This is a genomic window from Nocardia sp. NPDC005978 (assembly GCF_040614455.1).
In the GTDB taxonomy this organism is placed as follows: domain Bacteria; phylum Actinomycetota; class Actinomycetes; order Mycobacteriales; family Mycobacteriaceae; genus Nocardia.
In genome coordinates, this window is record NZ_JBEXUS010000057.1 from 33,616 (window position 1) to 51,111 (window position 17,496).

At 71.2% G+C, this 17,496-nt stretch carries 14 protein-coding genes and 1 riboswitch; of the genes, 9 read left to right on the forward strand and 5 right to left on the reverse strand.

Going from position 1 to position 17,496, the window contains the following annotated elements; all coding sequences use genetic code 11:
- Nucleotides 1–111 precede the first annotated feature (111 nt).
- Nucleotides 112–879, forward strand: a complete 768-nt coding sequence (locus ABZ319_RS24225) for a TSUP family transporter (protein WP_354988751.1) — start codon at nucleotides 112–114, stop codon at nucleotides 877–879.
- A gap of 119 nt (nucleotides 880–998) precedes the next feature.
- Here ABZ319_RS24225 and ABZ319_RS24230 read toward each other — a convergent pair whose 3' ends face one another.
- On the reverse strand, nucleotides 999–3,725 hold the full coding sequence (locus tag ABZ319_RS24230; protein ID WP_354988752.1) for a TetR family transcriptional regulator: 2,727 nt from the start codon (nucleotides 3,723–3,725) through the stop codon (nucleotides 999–1,001).
- A 178-nt stretch (nucleotides 3,726–3,903) separates the two neighbouring features.
- Here ABZ319_RS24230 and ABZ319_RS24235 point away from each other — a divergent pair, with 178 nt between their 5' ends.
- From ABZ319_RS24235 to ABZ319_RS24250, 4 genes are all read left to right on the forward strand, one after another.
- Nucleotides 3,904–5,439, forward strand: coding sequence for a TldD/PmbA family protein (locus tag ABZ319_RS24235; protein ID WP_354988753.1), 1,536 nt, complete (start codon nucleotides 3,904–3,906; stop codon nucleotides 5,437–5,439).
- Nucleotides 5,440–5,473: 34 nt separating this feature from the next.
- A complete protein-coding gene (locus ABZ319_RS24240) occupies nucleotides 5,474–6,868 on the forward strand; it encodes a metallopeptidase TldD-related protein (protein WP_354988767.1) in 1,395 nt (464 codons plus the stop codon).
- A 53-nt stretch (nucleotides 6,869–6,921) separates the two neighbouring features.
- On the forward strand, nucleotides 6,922–7,437 hold the full coding sequence (locus tag ABZ319_RS24245; RefSeq protein WP_354988754.1) for a hypothetical protein: 516 nt from the start codon (nucleotides 6,922–6,924) through the stop codon (nucleotides 7,435–7,437).
- A 181-nt stretch (nucleotides 7,438–7,618) separates the two neighbouring features.
- Nucleotides 7,619–8,632: a trypsin-like peptidase domain-containing protein gene (locus ABZ319_RS24250; RefSeq protein WP_354988755.1), complete on the forward strand. Its 1,014-nt coding sequence runs from the start codon at nucleotides 7,619–7,621 to the stop codon at nucleotides 8,630–8,632.
- A gap of 126 nt (nucleotides 8,633–8,758) precedes the next feature.
- On the opposite strand, the gene ABZ319_RS24255 is transcribed toward ABZ319_RS24250, so the two are convergent.
- A complete protein-coding gene (locus ABZ319_RS24255; protein ID WP_354988756.1) occupies nucleotides 8,759–9,028 on the reverse strand; it encodes a helix-turn-helix transcriptional regulator in 270 nt (89 codons plus the stop codon).
- Nucleotides 9,029–9,152: 124 nt separating this feature from the next.
- Between ABZ319_RS24255 and map the strand changes: the two genes are divergently transcribed.
- On the forward strand, nucleotides 9,153–9,920 hold the full coding sequence (gene map, locus ABZ319_RS24260; protein WP_354988757.1) for a type I methionyl aminopeptidase: 768 nt from the start codon (nucleotides 9,153–9,155) through the stop codon (nucleotides 9,918–9,920).
- A 121-nt stretch (nucleotides 9,921–10,041) separates the two neighbouring features.
- Nucleotides 10,042–10,821, forward strand: coding sequence for a TetR/AcrR family transcriptional regulator (locus ABZ319_RS24265; protein WP_354988758.1), 780 nt, complete (start codon nucleotides 10,042–10,044; stop codon nucleotides 10,819–10,821).
- A 110-nt stretch (nucleotides 10,822–10,931) separates the two neighbouring features.
- Here ABZ319_RS24265 and ABZ319_RS24270 read toward each other — a convergent pair whose 3' ends face one another.
- Nucleotides 10,932–11,648 (reverse strand): glyoxalase, encoded by a 717-nt coding sequence (locus ABZ319_RS24270; protein WP_354988759.1) that lies wholly within the window; start codon nucleotides 11,646–11,648, stop codon nucleotides 10,932–10,934.
- A gap of 124 nt (nucleotides 11,649–11,772) precedes the next feature.
- Here ABZ319_RS24270 and ABZ319_RS24275 point away from each other — a divergent pair, with 124 nt between their 5' ends.
- Entirely contained in the window at nucleotides 11,773–12,156 is a 384-nt protein-coding gene (locus ABZ319_RS24275) for a PPOX class F420-dependent oxidoreductase (protein WP_354988760.1), read from the forward strand.
- Nucleotides 12,157–12,282: 126 nt separating this feature from the next.
- Here ABZ319_RS24275 and ABZ319_RS24280 read toward each other — a convergent pair whose 3' ends face one another.
- Together ABZ319_RS24280 and cobN are read right to left on the reverse strand one after the other, a co-directional pair.
- Nucleotides 12,283–12,822 carry a hypothetical protein gene (locus ABZ319_RS24280; protein WP_354988761.1) on the reverse strand — a complete coding sequence of 180 codons (540 nt, stop codon included), beginning with the start codon at nucleotides 12,820–12,822 and terminating at the stop codon, nucleotides 12,283–12,285.
- A gap of 321 nt (nucleotides 12,823–13,143) precedes the next feature.
- Nucleotides 13,144–16,779: a cobaltochelatase subunit CobN gene (gene cobN, locus ABZ319_RS24285; protein WP_354988762.1), complete on the reverse strand. Its 3,636-nt coding sequence runs from the start codon at nucleotides 16,777–16,779 to the stop codon at nucleotides 13,144–13,146.
- Nucleotides 16,780–16,811: 32 nt separating this feature from the next.
- Nucleotides 16,812–16,921: riboswitch (cobalamin riboswitch) on the reverse strand.
- A 216-nt stretch (nucleotides 16,922–17,137) separates the two neighbouring features.
- Here cobN and ABZ319_RS24290 point away from each other — a divergent pair.
- On the forward strand, nucleotides 17,138–17,458 hold the full coding sequence (locus ABZ319_RS24290; protein WP_354988763.1) for a hypothetical protein: 321 nt from the start codon (nucleotides 17,138–17,140) through the stop codon (nucleotides 17,456–17,458).
- Nucleotides 17,459–17,496 lie beyond the last annotated feature (38 nt).

The following is a 17,496-nucleotide window of genomic DNA, read 5'->3' on the forward strand; positions in this document are numbered from 1 at the left end:
CCGCCGAAGAATGCATCGCGTGCGCGTGGGCTGCTCGTGGGCGGCAGGACCGGGAGCGCGGCGGGCGTGTGTGGTTTGCCCGGGGTTGGCGCGGTCTGCTTGGCTCGGCGGGTGACGGGTGTGGACTGGGCGGTCTTGCTGAGTGCGGCGCTGGCGGCGGGGTGGGTCGACGCCGTGGTGGGTGGGGGCGGGTTGATCGTGCTGCCCACGCTGTTCGTGGTGATGCCGGGGCTGGCGCCGCAGACGGCGCTGGGGACCAACAAGCTCGCCGCGTTCTCCGGCACTACCGCGGCGGTGATCACCTTCGCGCGCAAGGTGCCCATGCGGTGGAAGCAGCTGCTCCCGGCGGCCGCGCTGGCGGGTGTGGCGGCCGCGGCCGGTTCGGCGGCGGTGGCGCTGATCGACCGGGAGCTGTTCATTCCCATCGTCATGGTGGTGCTGATCGGCGTGGCCATCGTGGTGACCGCGCGCCCGTCCATCGGGGTCACCCTGGCCACGCATCCGCCGACCCGACGCAAGGCGATCCTGGTGACCGCCCTGGCGGCCGGCCTGATCGGCTTCTACGACGGCATCCTGGGCCCCGGCACCGGCACGTTCCTGATCATCACGTTCGCGACCCTGCTCGGCACCGAGTTCGTGCGCGCCGCCGCGATGGCCAAGGTCATCAACTGCGGCTCGAACCTCGGCTCCCTGCTGTTCCTGGCAACCACCGGCCACGTCCTGTGGGCCCTGGGCCTGTCGATGGCCGTCGCCAACGTCGCCGGTTCGGTCGTCGGCTCCCGCATGGCCCTGGCGCGCGGCGCGGGCTTCGTCCGCATAGTCCTGCTGGTCGTGGTGACCGCGATGGTCATCCGCCTCGGCTGGCAACAGTTCGCCTGACTTTCGTCACAAGACGCCCGGGTCGGCGGACGCCGGGCTTCCGACGCTTCGCCTCCCGAACGCACTCCGGCCGGGCCACCATTCAAGGGTGACCCGGCCGGAAGTTCGGTCAAAACTGTTCAGGCGAGGGTGTTTTCGGAACCGGCTCGATCCCGATCCGAGTCGAGCGCCGAAACCTCGGCGGCGGAGTGGGATTCGGACTCCCCCGCCGCGCTCTCGTCCGTCGTAGCGGACACCGGTGTCTCGGGTGTCTGCCGACGCAGCACCGCCGCGCCCAGATGCCGCATCGACACCGCGAGCCGCGGCTGCGGATTCGCTTCCCGCGAGGGCACGGGACCGGCCGTGGAACCGCCGTCGCTGCTCGTGGCCGCGCGCGGCGCTCCGACCTCCGCGCCGGTCACCGCGTCCCGGGGCGCGAACAGGGGCTCCCGCGGCACCGACCGGAGCTCACGAACCTCGAACGCGGGCTCCCTACCCTCGATGTCGGTGTCTCCTGCGGTGTCTGCGGTCACCCGGCTGTCGGTCGCCGCACCCTCCGTCCGAAACGCCCGTGCAGCACCATCTTCGGGCCGACCGCCGGCGACCTCGACCGCCGAGCCCTCCGGCTCCGGGGCCGAGACCGGGGCCGAGGTCGAGACCCGCACCGGGACATTTGCCGACCCGCTGTCCGGCCCCGGCACCAGGACTGAGACCGGGGCTGAGCCCGGGACATTCACTGAACCGCTGTCTAGCACCCCGACCGATAACGGGGCCGGCTCCAGGACTGAAGCCGAGGCGGGCACGGGCACGGGCACGGGCACGGGCACGGGCACGGGCACGGGCACGGAAGCATCCACCGGACCGCTGTCCGGCACCGGCACCGGCACCGGGATATTCGCCGAACCGCTGTTTGGCGCGGGAACTGAGACCGGGGCTGAGCCCGCGATACTCGCCGAACTGCGTTCCGGCACTGGGACTGAGAGCGGAGCTGAGGCCGGCACCGGAGATGAGACTGGTGCCGGGTCCGGGACTGAGACCGAGGTTGGGTCCGGCATCGCCACCGGCACCGGCACCGGCACCGGCACCGAAGCATCCACCGCACCGCTGTCCGACACCGGACGCAGCGTGCGCGGCGCGGAGCCGCGCCAGGCCGGCTGACCGACCGCACCGGCATCGGTGTCCGATTCGGCGTCCGGTTCCCGGCGCACGAAGGCGCCGGACTCCGCGTCGCGGGCGGTGTGCGAATCGGTCGCGTAATCCCAGGCCGTGGTTACCTGGGCCGGGCGATGCCGTCGTGCCGGCGCGATCGGCGCGGGCTCCGCGCCGAGATCGGACGCCGCGTCGATATCGCCGTCCGAGTTGGTCTCTCGGATGACACCGGGGGATTGCTGCACACGGCCGGCCGGTTCGTCCGCGTGCGCGGCGTCGACGACGTTGCGGGCGGGCGTTTCTCGCTCGTCCCCGGGGTTCGCCGCCGGTGCGGAGACCCGCGGCGGGACCGCACTCGGCTGCCGCACAGCGATTTCCGCGACCGCGTCGCCGACACGCTCCGCGGGCGTGACCGGCGCGTGCACGGACTCGACCGCCTGATCCGCCAGCGCGGTTCCCTCGGCCACGGGCGCGGTGTTCGCCGTCCGAAGCACGGCGGCCGGGGCGGGCTGATCCTCCAGCGTGGCTTGCTCTGTCGCGAAGGGTCCGGCGTGCGTCAAGCCGGAGACCGCGTCGGTGCGCACGGCGTACGACTCGTCGGCCGACGGCGTCCGAGTATCGGAAGCGGTGCCGCTCCAGGAATCGGACTGGCGAACCGTGTCCCCGAAGACCCGGACCGCCCGCGACACCTCCGCCGGTGTCGTGATCGCGCAGGCTTCGGCGGTGAAATTGCCGCGGACCTGGACCGTGACCGCCGCGCTGCGCGCCGGTCCGTCCTGCTGCACCGCCGAGGCCGGCCCGGAGCCGGTGTGCGCCCGGGGAACCGGGCCGACGAGCGTGTCGCGCAGCGGGGGTTCGGCGGGGGCGAAGATCCGGCTGGCCTGGGAGGCCTTGGCGGCGGGCGAGTTGCCGCGCGCCGGAGCCAGGGGCGGCGCCCCGCGCCGCGGTTCACCGGGATACGGTCCCGTGAAGTCGCGCCGAATCTCCGGTGCGCGCGGCACACTCGTGTCCCGCCGAACCTGGGGTGCGCGAGTGGTGATTCCGCCCGGGCCCGGAGCGGGCTGTCCCGCAACGACTTCGGTCCCGCTCCCGGGACGGGGCGCGGTGAGCCACGGCGCGAGCACGGTGGACGTGGTGTCCTGGATCCGGCGCTGCAACTCGTCCGGATCGCCGCCCGCCCCGCTCTGGAACAGGGCGGTGAGCGCACCGGACACGGCCCCGACCACCGCGCCGACCAGGGCGGCCGCCCCGACCTCGTCGAGTTCGTCCGGAAACGCCGCGCGCAGTTGCTGCGCGATTTCCTGCTGGGCCGACAGTTGTGCGTAGGCGGCCCGGCCACTGACCGCAGGGATGTGACGGGACACCTGCGCGCGGATCACCGCGATGCGTGCCGAGAGTTTGTCTCCCGCTTGCGCTCCCGGGTCGTCGCCGGCCGCCCGCAGCGCTCGCAGCAGCACTTCCACCGGTCGTTCCTCGGGCGTGCGGGCCGCGATGGCGCGTGCGGCCGAGCTCACCCGGTCGTCCGGTTCGGGGAACAGCAGTTCCTCTTTGCTGGCGAAATAATTGAAGAAGGTCCGGGTGCCCACTTCGGCGGCGGCGGCGATTTCGGCGACGGTGGTCGCCTCGTAGCCTCTGGCTTCGAACAGTTCGGCGGCGGCCTGATACAGGGCGCGGCGGGTGCGTTCTCGTTTGCGATCGCGTAGTGCGGATGGCGGCACGCGGCCAGACGCTACGGCATCCGGACAGCAAAACCTCGCATGTGCAGGGCTTGTCGCGCCCGTTTCCTTGTGTGCGCCTTCGCATCGCGTGCGTTGTTGCAGCGTGTGCACCTTTGCAGTCTGTGAAGCCCGATCGATGAGCGCGTGCTGTTGAACGACCGCCCGGGCACCCTCTAGCGTGGTGCGGGTGAGCATCGCAACCAAGGTCGTGGACGAGGAGTTCCGCGCACTCCCCCTGGCAGCGCTGGCCGAGGCCGCCCTGTCGGCGGCGACTGCGGCGGGCGCGCAGTACGCGGATCTGCGCGTGCATCGACTTCTACAGCAGTCCATCAGATTGCGCGACGGGCGCGTCGAATCGGTGCGCGACAGTACCGATCTCGGGTTCGCGGTCCGGGTCATCGTCGACGGCACATGGGGTTTCGCCTCGCACGCCGACCTCACCGCGGAGTCCGCGGCGGAGGTCGCGCGCCGCGCCGTGACGGTAGCTACAACGTTGCGGGGCTTGAATCGCGAGCGCGTGGAACTCGCCCCGGAACCCCGCTACGCCGACGCGGACTACGTCTCCGCCTACGAGATCGACCCGTTCGCCGTCCCGACCCCCGACAAAGTGGCACTGCTGCTGGACTATTCGGAACGCCTGGGCGCGGCGGACGGCGTCGATCACGTGACGGCCGCGGTGCTGCAGGTCAAAGAACAGACCTTCTACGCCGACACCTTCGGCTCGCGCATCACCCAGCAGCGCGTGCGCCTGCATCCCCAATTCGAGGCCATCACCGTCGATCCCGCGGCGGGCGTGTTCGAAACCATGCGCACCCTGGCCGCCCCGGCCGGGCGCGGCTGGGAGTACGTGACCGGCGCGGACGGAATCTGGGACTGGGACGGCGAACTCGGCGCGATCCCGTCCTGGCTGGCCGAGAAGGTCAAGGCGCCCACCGTCGTCGCGGGCCCGACCGATCTGGTCATCGATCCCACCAATCTGTGGCTGACCATTCACGAGTCCGTCGGCCACGCCACCGAGTACGACCGTGCCATCGGCTACGAATCCGCCTACGCCGGAACCTCCTTCGCCACCCCAGATCTGCTGGGCGCCCTGCGCTACGGCACCCCGATCATGCACGTGACCGGAGACCGCACCCAGGAACACGGCCTGGCCACGGTCGGCTGGGACGACGAGGGCGTGGCCGGGCAGCGCTGGGATCTGGTGCGCGAGGGCACGCTGGTCGGCTATCAGCTCGACCGGTCCTTCGCCCCACGCCTGGGCCTCGAGCGGTCGAACGGCTGCTCCTACGCCGATTCCGCGCATCACGTGCCGATCCAGCGCATGGCCAACGTGTCCCTGCAACCCGATCCCGAGCGCGACACCACGACCGCCGAACTCATCTCGCGGGTCGAGGACGGGCTGTACATCGTCGGGGACAAGTCCTGGTCCATCGACATGCAGCGCTACAACTTCCAGTTCACCGGCCAGCGTTTCTTCCGGATTCGCAACGGCGAACTGGCCGGGCAGGTGCGCGATGTCGCGTATCAGGCCACCACGACCGACTTCTGGGGCGCGATGGAGGCGGTCGGCGGGCCGTCGACATGGCAGCTGGGTGGTGCGTTCAATTGCGGTAAGGCGCAACCCGGTCAGGTCGCCGCGGTCAGCCACGGCTGCCCGTCGGTGCTGGTGCGCGGCATCAATGTTCTCAATACCCGCGCCGAGGCCGGGCAGTGATCCGGGCACTCTGGAAAGGATCGATACGGTGAGTGTGCTTCCCGCACCCGAGGTCGTCGAACGGGCGCTGCGTCTCTCGCGCGCCGACGAGGCGATGGTGATCGTCACCGACGCGCACGAGGCGTCCCTGCGCTGGGCCGGAAATTCCATGACCACCAACGGTTCCTCGGTCGCGCGGGACTGGGCGGTGGTCTCGATCGTGCGCGACGCCGCGGGCGCGCGCGTGGGCAGCGTCAGCTCCACCAGCGTGGACCCGGCCGATATCGAGGCGGTGGTCCGGGCCAGCGAGGCGGCCGCGCACGCCGCCGAACCCGCCAAGGACGCCATGCCGCTGCTGGATCCGGGCGCGGTCGACGCCGACACCCTGGACCGGGTGCTCGACTGGGAGGGCACGCCCGCCACCACCGACATCGGGGTGTTCGGCGAGCTGGCCCGCGATCTGTCCCCCGGCTTCGACGGCGCGGACAAGCTGTACGGATTCGCCCACCACCAGGTGCATTCCACCTGGCTGGGCACCTCGGCCGGGATGCGCCGGCGCTGGGTGCAGCCCACCGGCTCGGTGGAGATCAACGGCAAACGCGGCAGCGGCGCGGACCTGGCCAGCGCGTGGGTCGGCGCGGGCACCACCGACTTCGGGGACGTCGATGTGCCCGGATTGCTGGCCGAGCTGTCACGCCGCCTGGATTGGAGCAAGCGGCGGGTGGAGTTGCCCGCCGGGCGCTACGAGACGCTGCTGCCGCCCTCGGCGGTCGCCGATCTCATGATCTACATGGCCTGGACGATGGAGGGCCGCGGCGCGCACGAGGGGCACACCGCGTTCGCGCGGGCGGGCGGCACGCGAATCGGGGAGCGGCTCACCGATATTCCGCTGACCCTGTACTCGGACCCGTCCGCCGCGGGCCTGGAGTACCGCCCGTTCGTGGCGACCCCGGCGTCCTCGGAGTCGCTGTCGGTGTTCGACAACGGCCTCAGCGCCCAGCGCGCGGACTGGGTGCGCGAGGGCGTGGTGGAGTCGCTGGTGTACCCGCGCGCGACGGCCGCCGAGTTCGACGCCCCGGTTACCCTGCCCGGTGAGAACCTGCTCATGACGGGTGGTTCCGACGCCTCGCTGCCGGACATGATCGCCCGGACCGAACGCGGCCTGCTGCTGACCTGCCTCTGGTACATCCGCGAGGTGGATCCGGCGACGCTGCTGCTGACCGGCCTGACCCGCGACGGGGTGTACCTGGTGGAGGACGGCGAGGTGGTCGGGGCGGCGAACAACTTCCGCTTCAACGAGTCCCCGCTGGATCTGCTGCGCCGGGTCTCCGAGGCGGGCCGCACCGAGATCACCCTCCCGCGCGAGTGGAAGGACTGGTTCACCCGGACCGCCATGCCGCCCTTGCGGATTCCCGATTTCCACATGTCCTCGGTCAGCCAGGCGACCTAGTCCCGCGTCACCGGTCCGCCGGGACCGGCTCACCGGGAAAGGAGTCGGTCCCGATGCGTACTCGAATCGGCCTGGGCGGCCGGGCGGGCTGGGCCGGGCTCGTCGCGGGCCTGTGCCTGCTCGGCGTGCTCGAGGCCGCGGTCCTGCACTTCCTGGCCGCGGCTCTGCTGCCGGAAACCGTTGCCCTCGTGGTCGATATCGTCGCCGTGGCCGCCACCGCCGCACTCCTGCTGGCGGTGGCGTCACCGCTGTGGAGCCACACCCGCCTCACCCCCACGACGGTGCACGCCCGCTTCGGGCTGCTCGCCGCCATCGACATCCCGCGCACCGCGATCACCGGCATCACTTCGGTGCACACCACACCCGCGCAGCCCGCCGAACTCGGCCTGGCCTTCGACGAGGACTCGGGCGCCCTGTCCTTCATCCGGTCCCCCGCGTCCCCGGTGCTGCGCATCGACTTCGCGGCCCCGCTGCCCGCCCGCACCGCGGGTCTGCGCCGCGTCCACGCCACCGCGCTGCTCGTGAGCACGTCCGACTCCGGCGCGCTCCTGGCGGCGGAACCACGCTGACCCGGCGCCGGGGCGCGTTCCGCCGTGGCGTCCGTGCGACGCCTCCACCGCACGGGACGTGTGCGAACCCGCTCGTCCGGGAGGTCCGGCATTGCGCCGGCGGCGAACACGATGCGCTCCCCCGCACGCGCGGGCATCCTGGAACGGTCAACTCGTAATCGTGTACTCGGATGGTGAGCCCATGTCCGACGAAACCGACCCGGCCGCCCCCGCCGATTCCACAGTCCCCGCGAATGCCGCCTCCAGCACCGATGCCGCGTCCAGCACGACGGCCGGCGCCGATGCCGCTGCGCTGGACGCGTATTCGCGGGCGGTGATCGGGGTGGCGCGGGCGGTCACCCCGCACGTGGCCAGTGTGCAGACCCGGCGCGGGAGCGGGTCGGCGGTGGTGTTCACCGACGACGGGTATCTGCTGACCAACGCGCACGTGGTCGCGAGCGCGAGCAACGGGGTCGTGGTGTTCGCGGACGGGGCCGAATCGCGGTTCGACGTCGTGGGGGTGGATCCGCTCTCGGATCTGGCGGTGTTGCGGGCGCGCGGGGGCGCACCCGAGGCCGCCCGGCTCGGGGACGCCGATTCGCTCGTGGTCGGGCAGCTGGTGGTCGCGGTGGGCAGCCCGCTCGGGCTGGCCGGGTCGGTGACGGCCGGGGTGGTGAGCGCGCTCGGCCGGTCGGTGCCGGTCGGCAACCGGCGGACCGCGCGGGTCATCGAGGACGTCATCCAGACCGACGCCGCCCTGAACCCGGGGAATTCCGGTGGCGCGCTGGCCGATTCACTGGGCCGGGTGGTCGGGATCAACACCGCGGTGGCGGGCATCGGACTGGGCCTGGCGATTCCGATCAACCGGACCACCCGCCGCATCATCACCACGCTGCGCCACGACGGCCGGGTGCGGCGCGCCTACCTCGGGGTGGTCGGGGTGCCCGCTCCCCTGCCCGCGGACGTCGCCGAACGCACCGGCCGGAACGCCGGGCTGCGGATCATGGAGGTGGTGCGCGGTGGTCCCGCCGAACGCGCGGGCCTGCGCCGGGGCGACCTGGTGCTGAGCGTGGCCCGCCGGGAAGTGCGTGACGCCCAGGGCATTCAGAGTCAGCTCTTCGACGAGGCCATCGGCCGCGCGCTCCCGGTGACGGTGCTGCGCAACGGCGCGATGGTCGACGTGATCGCGGTGCCGACCGAACTTCCGGCCGACTGAGGCGGCAGCGGCGCCCGGGGACGTGCGATGGGCCCGCTCCGCACGAGCACCGCGCGCGAAAGGCATCCCGGCGCACGGTGAACGAGGACGGCCGCGATCAACCACCGGTGCGGGGACGCCCGCGCGTCAGGACGCCGAGCGCGCGGCCTCCGCGGTGGGATTCCAGTTCTCGGCGAGCTCTTCGAGCGGGATGTCCAGGGTGCGGCTCAGCGCGACCACCGTGCCGAACGCCGGGGTCGGCAACCGGCCGGATTCGATCTTGCGCAGGGTCTCGGGCGAGATGCCCGCAGTCTCGGCGACCTCGACGAGCTCGCGCTCACCGCGGGCGGTGCGCAGCGCGCGGCCCAGGCGGCGGCCGGCCTCGAGCTGCGCCGGGGTCAGTGGAAGCCGAACCATGAAACCTCACCTGTCTGCCGGTTGCCGCCCGGCGACCCGGGCGGGTGCGGCTGTTCGCCGCGATTGGGATAAAAATACCACGAGCCGCTAGGGTCGGTATTAAAATACCGATTCGGAGGTTGTCATGGTGGAACTCAAAACCGCGGCGGAGATCGCCCGCATGCGGGTCACGGGCCGATTCGTCGCCGAGGTACTGGCCGAACTGCGCGAGCGCGCCGCGGTGGGGGTGAATCTGCTCGAATTGGAAGCCCATGTGCGCGAACGCATTCGACAGCGCGGCGCGGTGTCCTGCTACTGGGACTACGCGCCGTCCTTCGGGCGCGGACCCTTCCGCAACACGGTGTGCCTGTCGGTGAACGACGCGGTCCTGCACGGACTGCCCTTCGACTACGACCTGCGCGACGGCGACGTGCTCACCATGGATCTGGCGGTGAGCATCGACGGCTGGGTCGCCGACGCCGCCACCACCGTCACCGTCGGCACCCCCGCCCCCGAGGACACCCGCCTCATCCGCGCCACCGAACTGGCCCTGGACGCCGCCATCGCCGCCGCCCAGCCCGGCAATCGCCTCGGCGACGTCTCGGCCGCCATCGCCGCGGTCGCCGCCGCGCACGGCTACCCGGTGAACACCGAGTTCGGCGGGCACGGCCTGGGCCGCACCATGCACGAGGACCCGCATGTGGCCAACGACGGCCGCCCCGGGCGCGGCTACCGGCTGCGCCCGGGTCTGACCATCGCCATCGAGCCGTGGTTCGCCCGCACCACCGATCGCGTCTACACCGACCCGGACGGGTGGACGATCCGCTCGGCCGACGGTTCGCGCACCGCGCATTCCGAACACACCGTGGCCATCACCGCCGACGGCCCGCAGGTGCTCACCCTCGTCGCCTGACCACCGCGATCGACCCGCACCGTGCGCGCGAACACCCACACCGGCTTGCCCGCGCACCCCGCCCGAGGGTGATCCACGCCCGGACGCGCGCACGAAAACCTCTCTGCACGATAATGATTCGATGAACATCGATGACGTACCGCAGGGCGCCGGAACCGACCGGCCGCAGGCCCCGGGCAACGGGCATCCGCCCGGGACCGAATCCGGCCTGGATCCGGGTCCCGCCGCCGGCGAGTTCACCACGAACACCGCGGACCCGGACACCGACCCCGGCAATGCCGCCCTGGCCACGGCCCTGGCCCAGCTCGAGGGCGGACGCCGCCGCTTCCCCGACGGGCAGCGCCGCATCTTCCTGGCGGCCATCGACGCCTTCTCCGAACGCGGCTTCCACGCCACCACCACCCGCGACATCGCGGCCCGCGCCGGCCTGAGCCCGGCCGGGCTCTACGTGCACTTCCGCTCCAAAGAGGAAGTTCTGCACCGCATTTCCCTGTCCGCGCTGCGGCTGACCCAGCAGGTCGCCGAGGCCGCCGCCACCGGCCCCGGCAGCACCGCCGAACGCCTGGCCGCCACCGTGCGCGCGCTGACCATCTGGCACGCCCGCTACAGCGGTTCGGTCCGCGTGGTGCTCTACCACCTGACCGATCTCACCCCCGATCACCGCGCCGAGGTGACCGAGGTGCAGCACAGCCTGCACCGCCTGATCCGCGATCTGGCCGCCGAAGGCGCGGACGCCGGCGACTTCGACATCACCGATCCGAGCGCGACCGCCCTGGCCCTGCTGGCCTTGAGCGTGGACGCCTCGCGCTGGTATCGCCCGGCCTATCGCAGCACCCCCGAGACGCTCGGCGACGAATACGCCACGCTCGCACTGCGTATGGTCGGCGCCCGCACTTCGTAACCGCACCGGACTTCCCGGCCGGCCGAACCCGCCGGACCTCCCCCGCACCCGGTCCCCGTCGCCGGGCGCCGCCGCGGGCCGGTGCGCCCGAGAGCACCGGCCCCAGCGGGTCAGGCCTCGGTCGTGAGCCAGTCCCGCAGCGCCGCCACCACTTTGAGCTCGTCGGCGACCACCGCGCGGTCGGCCTCCGACAGCGCGAGCGTGTCGACCTGTGCGAGCAGCTGCGTCACCCGGCTGGAATCGTCTGCCGCGGCGGCGATCTCGGCCAGCATGGCGAGGGCGCGTGCCCGCTCGACCGGCGTGGCCGCGGTGCCGTACCGGCGCAGGCCGGTCTCGATGATCCGGGCGGCGGCCGCGTCGTCGCTCTTGGAGTCCCGCAGGATCCGGGCGTGGTCCAGAACCCGGGCCAGCCCCTCGAGCACCGCGGCGCCCCCGTATTCGGGGTCGGGTTCATCGCGCTGGATGTAGATGACGGTGTTGCCGACCGGGTCCACCACGGTGAAACGCGTTTGCCCGGGCCGGAACCGGGTGATGCGCGGGACGCCGCGGGCCGGGATGCGCCCGTACTTGGCGCGCAGCGCCGCGGTGAACTCCACGTGCCAGGGTTCGACCTCGTCCACCACCACCAGGCATCCGATATGGGCGCGCTGGGCGTCGAGTTCCTTGGGCGTCGGGCCGAAGTGCAGTTCGAATCCGTTGCGGCGCACCGCACCGTAGCTGTACGGCCGATGCTGCTCGTACGTGACGACGTAGCCCAGCGTCTTGTAGAACTCGAGAGTCTCCGGCAGGTTGCCGCCCCAGAGCATGGGAACCGAAGTCGCCGCCATTACTGCCTCCTCGCACTGTTCGCCTCCGCGTGTCAGCCTACAAACACCGCTGGACACGCGCCTATGACTCGTTGCGGGAAGATGGCCGAGGTCGTCTCGGCCGATCACCGGCTAGGCTGCGGTCGTGGACAATCCCTTCGGCCCGGCCGGGACCGCCCAGTACGTCATGCTCACCACCTTCAAGAAGGACGGCACCCCCGTCGGCACCCCGCTGTGGGCCGCGCTCGACAACGGCCGTCTGTACATCTGGACCGTGACCGACAGCTGGAAGGTCAAGCGGATCCGCCGCAATCCCGAGGTCACCATCCAGCCCTGCGACGTGCGCGGCAAGACCCGCGGCGAAATCGTCAAGGCGACCGCGGTCATCCAGGACGACGCCGGCAGCGACCGCACCCGCTCGCTGATCAAGAAGCGCTACGGCATCCAGGGCTTCCTGGTCGTGTCCGCCAGTGTGCTGCGGCGCGGCAAGACCGGCACCATCGGCATCGAGGTCACCGCCGCCCCGTGATCCCCGGCCTGGGCGCCGCGCCGGCGGCCCCGGACATGACAGGACCGCCGGAGCGGTTGCGTGCCCGGCGGTCCGGTGTGTGCGGGCCCGACTCATCCGGAACCCGCACGCACATACTGTGTCACCTCACGGTTGTTGCCCGCCGATGATCGCACCGATCAATCCGCCGACGCCGCAGCCGATGATGGCGCCGATACCGAAGAACCAGATGCCGATGACGATGCCGACCAGGCAGCCGATCACCGCCCCGGCCACGATGGTCCCGGCGTTGGCCACGTTCTGCAGCGCGACGGACTCGGCGGTGGGCGCCACCACATCGGCGGCGTTCGCCGGGCGGACCGTCAAAGTGGTTCCGGCGGCATCGACTTCGGGCAGCACGCTGACCGTGCGGTCCGCGACCCGGTAGACCAGCGGTAGCGAGGCGATGGTCTCGCCCGACGGGGCGATCACGCTGACCGCGCCCGCCGCCACCTCGAAGCGGCCCCCGGACAGGGTCGTGCTGACCGTGGAGCGGTCCGGCGCCAGGCTGGTGATGTACTCGACCCCTCGATCGACACCACTGATGCCCGGATTCGCGACGGCGGGTTCACCGTGCGCGGTCGCGGTCGCGACGCAGAGCGTGGCGATCGAGAAAAGAGCTGTTGCGGCGAATTTGGCGATTCTCATCCTGCGTTCCTGCCATTGAAAGGCCGATTCGCCGCATGCACGCATCGGGCGTGCACGGAAAGCGACGCCGAAGTCCACGAACGGATTGCGCGTACCGATGCACGCGGCGAATCGGGGAATCCACATCCAATTATCGATCCCAATAACGTGATCGGAGTTCCCGCCGCCTCCCCGAGTGTGACGCCGGGACGATTCTTATGGTCCCCTCAGACTCCGCCCGCGGATAGAGCAGGTGCCGGGGTTGTCCGCTGATGTCCTCAACGTCGCAGCCCCGGCACCCGCCGTCAGCACCGTCGCCGCGGCACGCGCGGCGGAATTCGCCTACTCCAGTTCGCCTTCGGTTTCGAGATACACCTGGCGCAGTCGTTCCAGCGTCTGCGATTCGGGCGCCTCCCACAATTTCCGCTCGGCCGCCTCCAGCAAACGCTCCGCGATGCCGTGCAGCGCCCAGGGATTCGACTGCTCCATGAACTTGCGATTCACGTCGTCGAAAACGTAACTCTCCGCGAGCTTTTCGTACATCCAGTCCGCGACGACATTCGTGGTGGCGTCATAGCCGAAGAGATAGTCGACGGTGGCGGCCATTTCGAACGCACCCTTGTACCCGTGCCGGCGCATGGCCTCGAGCCAGCGCGGATTGATCACGCGCGCACGGAATACGCGCGTGGTCTCCTCGGACAGCGTGCGGGTGCGCACCGCGTCCGGGCGGGTGCTGTCGCCGATGTACGCCTCGGGATTCTTCCCGGTGAGCGCGCGCACGGTGGCCACCATGCCGCCGTGATACTGGAAATAGTCGTCGGAGTCGGCGATATCGTGTTCGCGGGTGTCGGTGTTCTTGGCCGCCACCGCGATTCGCCGGTAGGCGGTGCGCATGTCGTCCGCGGCGGGCACGCCGTCGAGCTCGCGCCCGTAGGCGAATCCGCCCCAGGCGGTGTAGACCTGCGCGAGATCGTCGTCGGTGCGCCAGCTCTTGGAATCGATGAGCTGGAGCAGGCCCGCGCCGTAGGTGCCGGGCTTGGATCCGAAGATGCGAGTGGTAGCGCGGCGTTCGTCGCCGTGCTCGGCCAGATCGGCCTGCGCATGCGCGCGAACGTAATTCGACTCCGCGGGCTCGTCGAGGTCCGCGACCAGGCGCACCGCGTCGTCGAGCAGGGCCAGCACGTGCGGGAAGGCGTCGCGGAAGAAGCCGCTGATGCGCACGGTCACGTCCACGCGCGGGCGGCCCAGCTCCTCGAGCCCGATCGCTTCGAGCGTGGTCACGCGCCGGCTCGCCTCGTCCCACACCGGGCGCACACCCAGCAGCGCGAAGACCTCGGCGATGTCGTCGCCGGAGGTGCGCATGGCCGAGGTGCCCCAGATCGAGAGCCCGACCGAGCGCGGGTACTCGCCGTGGTCGGCCAGGTACCGGGCCAGCAGCGAATCTGCCATGGCCTGACCGGTTTCCCACGCCAGGCGCGAGGGCACGGCCTTGGGATCCACGGAGTAGAAGTTGCGGCCGGTGGGCAGCACGTTGATGAGCCCGCGCAGCGGCGATCCGCTGGGTCCGGCCGGAATGAAGCCGCCGTTCAGCGCGTGCAGGATGCGCGCGACCTCGACCCCGGTCTGGCGCAGGCGCGGCACCACCTCGGTGGCCGCGAAGCCCAGCACCCGGCGCACGGCTGAGAGCCGGGATTCGGGCTCGGCCCCCGCGACGGCGATCGCGTCGCCGTCGGGCACGAGCTGCTCGGTGATCGCGTCGATCCCCTGGACATCCCAGTCGATCTCCCCCATGGCCGAAACCAGATCGCGCGCAACACCTTCGAACGTGTCGACGCGTTCGCGGGATTCGTCTCCGGCCTCGCTCAGGCCCAGCGCCTCGCGCAGACCCGGCACGTTGACCTCGCCGCCCCAGAGCTGGCGGGCGCGCAGCATGGCCAGCACCAGATCGACCTCGGCCTCCCCGGCCGGGGCCTGACCCAGGATGTGCAACCCGTCGCGGATCTGCACGTCCTTGATCTCGCACAGCCAGCCGTCGACGTGCAGCAGCATGTCGTCGAAGACGTCCTCGTCGGGCCGCTCGGCCAGGCCCAGATCGTGGTCCATCTTGGCCGCGCGCATCAGCGTCCAGATCTGCTGGCGGATGGCGGGCAGCTTGGCCGGATCGAGGGTGGAGATGTTGGAGTGCTCGTCGAGCAACTGCTCCAGACGCGAGATGTCGCCGTAGGTTTCGGCGCGCGCCATCGGCGGGATGAGGTGATCGACCAGCGTGGCGTGCGCGCGGCGCTTGGCCTGGGTGCCCTCGCCCGGGTCGTTCACCAGGAACGGGTAGATCAGCGGCAGATCGCCGAGCGCGGCGTCGGTGCCGCACGAGGCGGACATGCCCAGGGTCTTGCCCGGCAGCCATTCCAGGTTGCCGTGCTTGCCCAGGTGCACCATCGCGTCGGCGGCGAAGCCGTCGGGCGCGGCGAGCCAGCGGTAGGCGGCCAGGTAGTGGTGGCTCGGCGGCAGATCCGGGTCGTGATAGATCGCGACCGGGTTCTCACCGAAACCGCGCGGGGGCTGCACGATGATCACCACGTTGCCGAATCGCATGGCGGCGATGACGATTTCGCCCTTCGGATCCGCCGAGCGATCGACATACAGCTCACCGGGCGCGACGCCCCACGCTTCTTCCACGCCCGCGCGCAGATCCGCGGGCAGCTCGGCGAACCACCGGCCGTAGGTCTCGGCCCCGATCCGCAGCGGATTGCCCTCGAGCTGTTCGGCGGTCAGCCAGTCCGGGTCCTGGCCGCCCGCGGCGATGAGCGCGTGCACCAGCGCGTCGCCGTCCCCGGCCTCGAGGCCCGGGATCTCCCCCGGCTCGCCGAGATCGTAACCGGCCGAACGCAATTCCTGGAGCAGCTTGATGGCGCTGGCCGGGGTGTCCAGGCCGACGGCGTTGCCGATGCGGGCGTGCTTGGTCGGGTACGCCGAGAACACGATCGCGATGCGCTTGTCGGAGTTGGGAATATGGCGCAGGCGCGCGTAGCGCGTGGCGATGCCCGCGACCCGCGCCGCGCGCTCGGGATCGGGCACGTAGGTCGAGAGCCCGTCCTCGTCGAATTCCTTGAAGGAGAACGGAACCGTGATGATGCGACCGTCGAACTCGGGCACCGCGACCTGGGTGGCGACATCGAGCGGGGACAGGCCGTCGTCGTTGGCCTCCCACTGCGCCCGGCCGCTGGTCAGGCACAGCCCCTGCAGAATCGGCACGTCCAGGTCGGCCAGCGCGCCCACGTCCCAGGCTTCGTCGTCCCCGCCCGCGGAGGCGGTCGCGGGCTTGGTGCCGCCGGCGGCCAGCACGGTCACCACGAGCGCGTCGGCCGTGCGCAGCTCGGCCAGCAGCTCGGATTCGGCGGTGCGCAGCGACGCGCAGTAGATGGGCAGCGCCCGCGCGCCCTTGTCCTCGATGGCCGTGCACAGGGCGTCGATGTAGCCGGTGTTCCCGGCCAGATGCTGGGCGCGGTAGTAGACCACGGCGACCGTCGGCGCGCCCGCGGGCAGCTCGCGCCGTGTCCGCTCGAGCACGCCCCAGCGCGGCAGTTCCACCGGCGGTTCGAAGCCGTGGCCGGTGAGCAGGACGGTGTCGGACAGGAAGTTGCTCAGCTGCAACAGGTTCGCGGGCCCGCCGGCGGCCAGGTAGTTGTGCGCGTCCGCGGCCACGCCGCCGGGCACGGTGGAGCACTCCATGAGCTCTGCGTCGGGGGCGTGCTCACCGCCGAGGGCGACCACGGGAATCCCGCTGGCGCGCACGGTCTCGAGGCCCTCTTCCCAGGCGCGCTTGCCGCCGAGAATGCGAACGATCACCAGATCGGCGCCCGCGAGCAGACCGAGCAGGTCCTCGGGCAGCAGGCGCGCGGGGTTGGCGAGCCGGTAGTCGGCTCCGCTGGCTCGCGCGCTCAGCAGATCGGTATCGGACGTGGACAGCAGCAAAATCACGGGTTTCGGCCTTCCTCGGGTGGACGCGCCCAGCACGGTATGGCACTCGCGGCGAAGGTCTGACTGTCACAGTGGCGCGACCGCACCGGAATTGCACCGGTTTCTTCCATCCGACGAGCCCGCCGATGCTATCGCGCCGGTGTCGCGGCACGGTGATCGCGCCCTCGCCATCGCGCACCGCCGTACACCCCCGATCGAGTCACCGGGTGCGGCGCGGCTGGCTCGCGGTGCGGATCGAGCCCGCGCGGCCCGGGCCGATCGCGACGGTCCCAACAAGTGGATCGCGGCCGTGTCACAGTGCGGCAAACCCTCGCGTTCACACCTGGTCCGACCAGTTTGCCGGGCGTACGCTGCCGCTATGGCGAACACTCCCGGATGGGTCAGGCGGAACCGTTTCGCCGCCTGGTCAGGATATTTCTGCGTACTGGTTGCCTTCGCGACGCTGGCTATGGCGTTGACCGCGGCGGGCAGCGGACAGACCCGATGGGCGGTGGTGGCCGCGATGATCTGCGCGGGGAGCCTGCTCTTCGGTCTCACGGTCATGATGACGACCGTGCACCGGGACCGCCTGGACGAGCACATGATTCCGAGTCTGCTCAACGACTCCTGGGAGCGGACGCCCGCTTTCGCGCGCGAGCGGGGGCTGCCGGCGTCGATCGAACCGCATCACGCGGGCTGAGTGATCCCGGTACGGCGAGCGGCCCGCCCGGCCGCTCG

Bases quoted from the DNA above. Each gene is read 5' to 3' on its own strand.
- ABZ319_RS24280 (WP_354988761.1), bottom strand. From the start codon at position 12,822: ATGAGAATCGCCAAATTCGCCGCAACAGCTCTTTTCTCGATCGCCACG.
- ABZ319_RS24265 (WP_354988758.1), top strand. From the start codon at position 10,042: ATGAACATCGATGACGTACCGCAGGGCGCCGGAACCGACCGGCCGCAG.
- ABZ319_RS24250 (WP_354988755.1), top strand. From the start codon at position 7,619: ATGTCCGACGAAACCGACCCGGCCGCCCCCGCCGATTCCACAGTCCCC.
- map (WP_354988757.1), top strand. From the start codon at position 9,153: ATGGTGGAACTCAAAACCGCGGCGGAGATCGCCCGCATGCGGGTCACG.
- ABZ319_RS24270 (WP_354988759.1), bottom strand. From the start codon at position 11,648: ATGGCGGCGACTTCGGTTCCCATGCTCTGGGGCGGCAACCTGCCGGAG.
- ABZ319_RS24290 (WP_354988763.1), top strand. From the start codon at position 17,138: ATGGCGAACACTCCCGGATGGGTCAGGCGGAACCGTTTCGCCGCCTGG.
- ABZ319_RS24255 (WP_354988756.1), bottom strand. From the start codon at position 9,028: ATGGTTCGGCTTCCACTGACCCCGGCGCAGCTCGAGGCCGGCCGCCGC.
- ABZ319_RS24245 (WP_354988754.1), top strand. From the start codon at position 6,922: ATGCGTACTCGAATCGGCCTGGGCGGCCGGGCGGGCTGGGCCGGGCTC.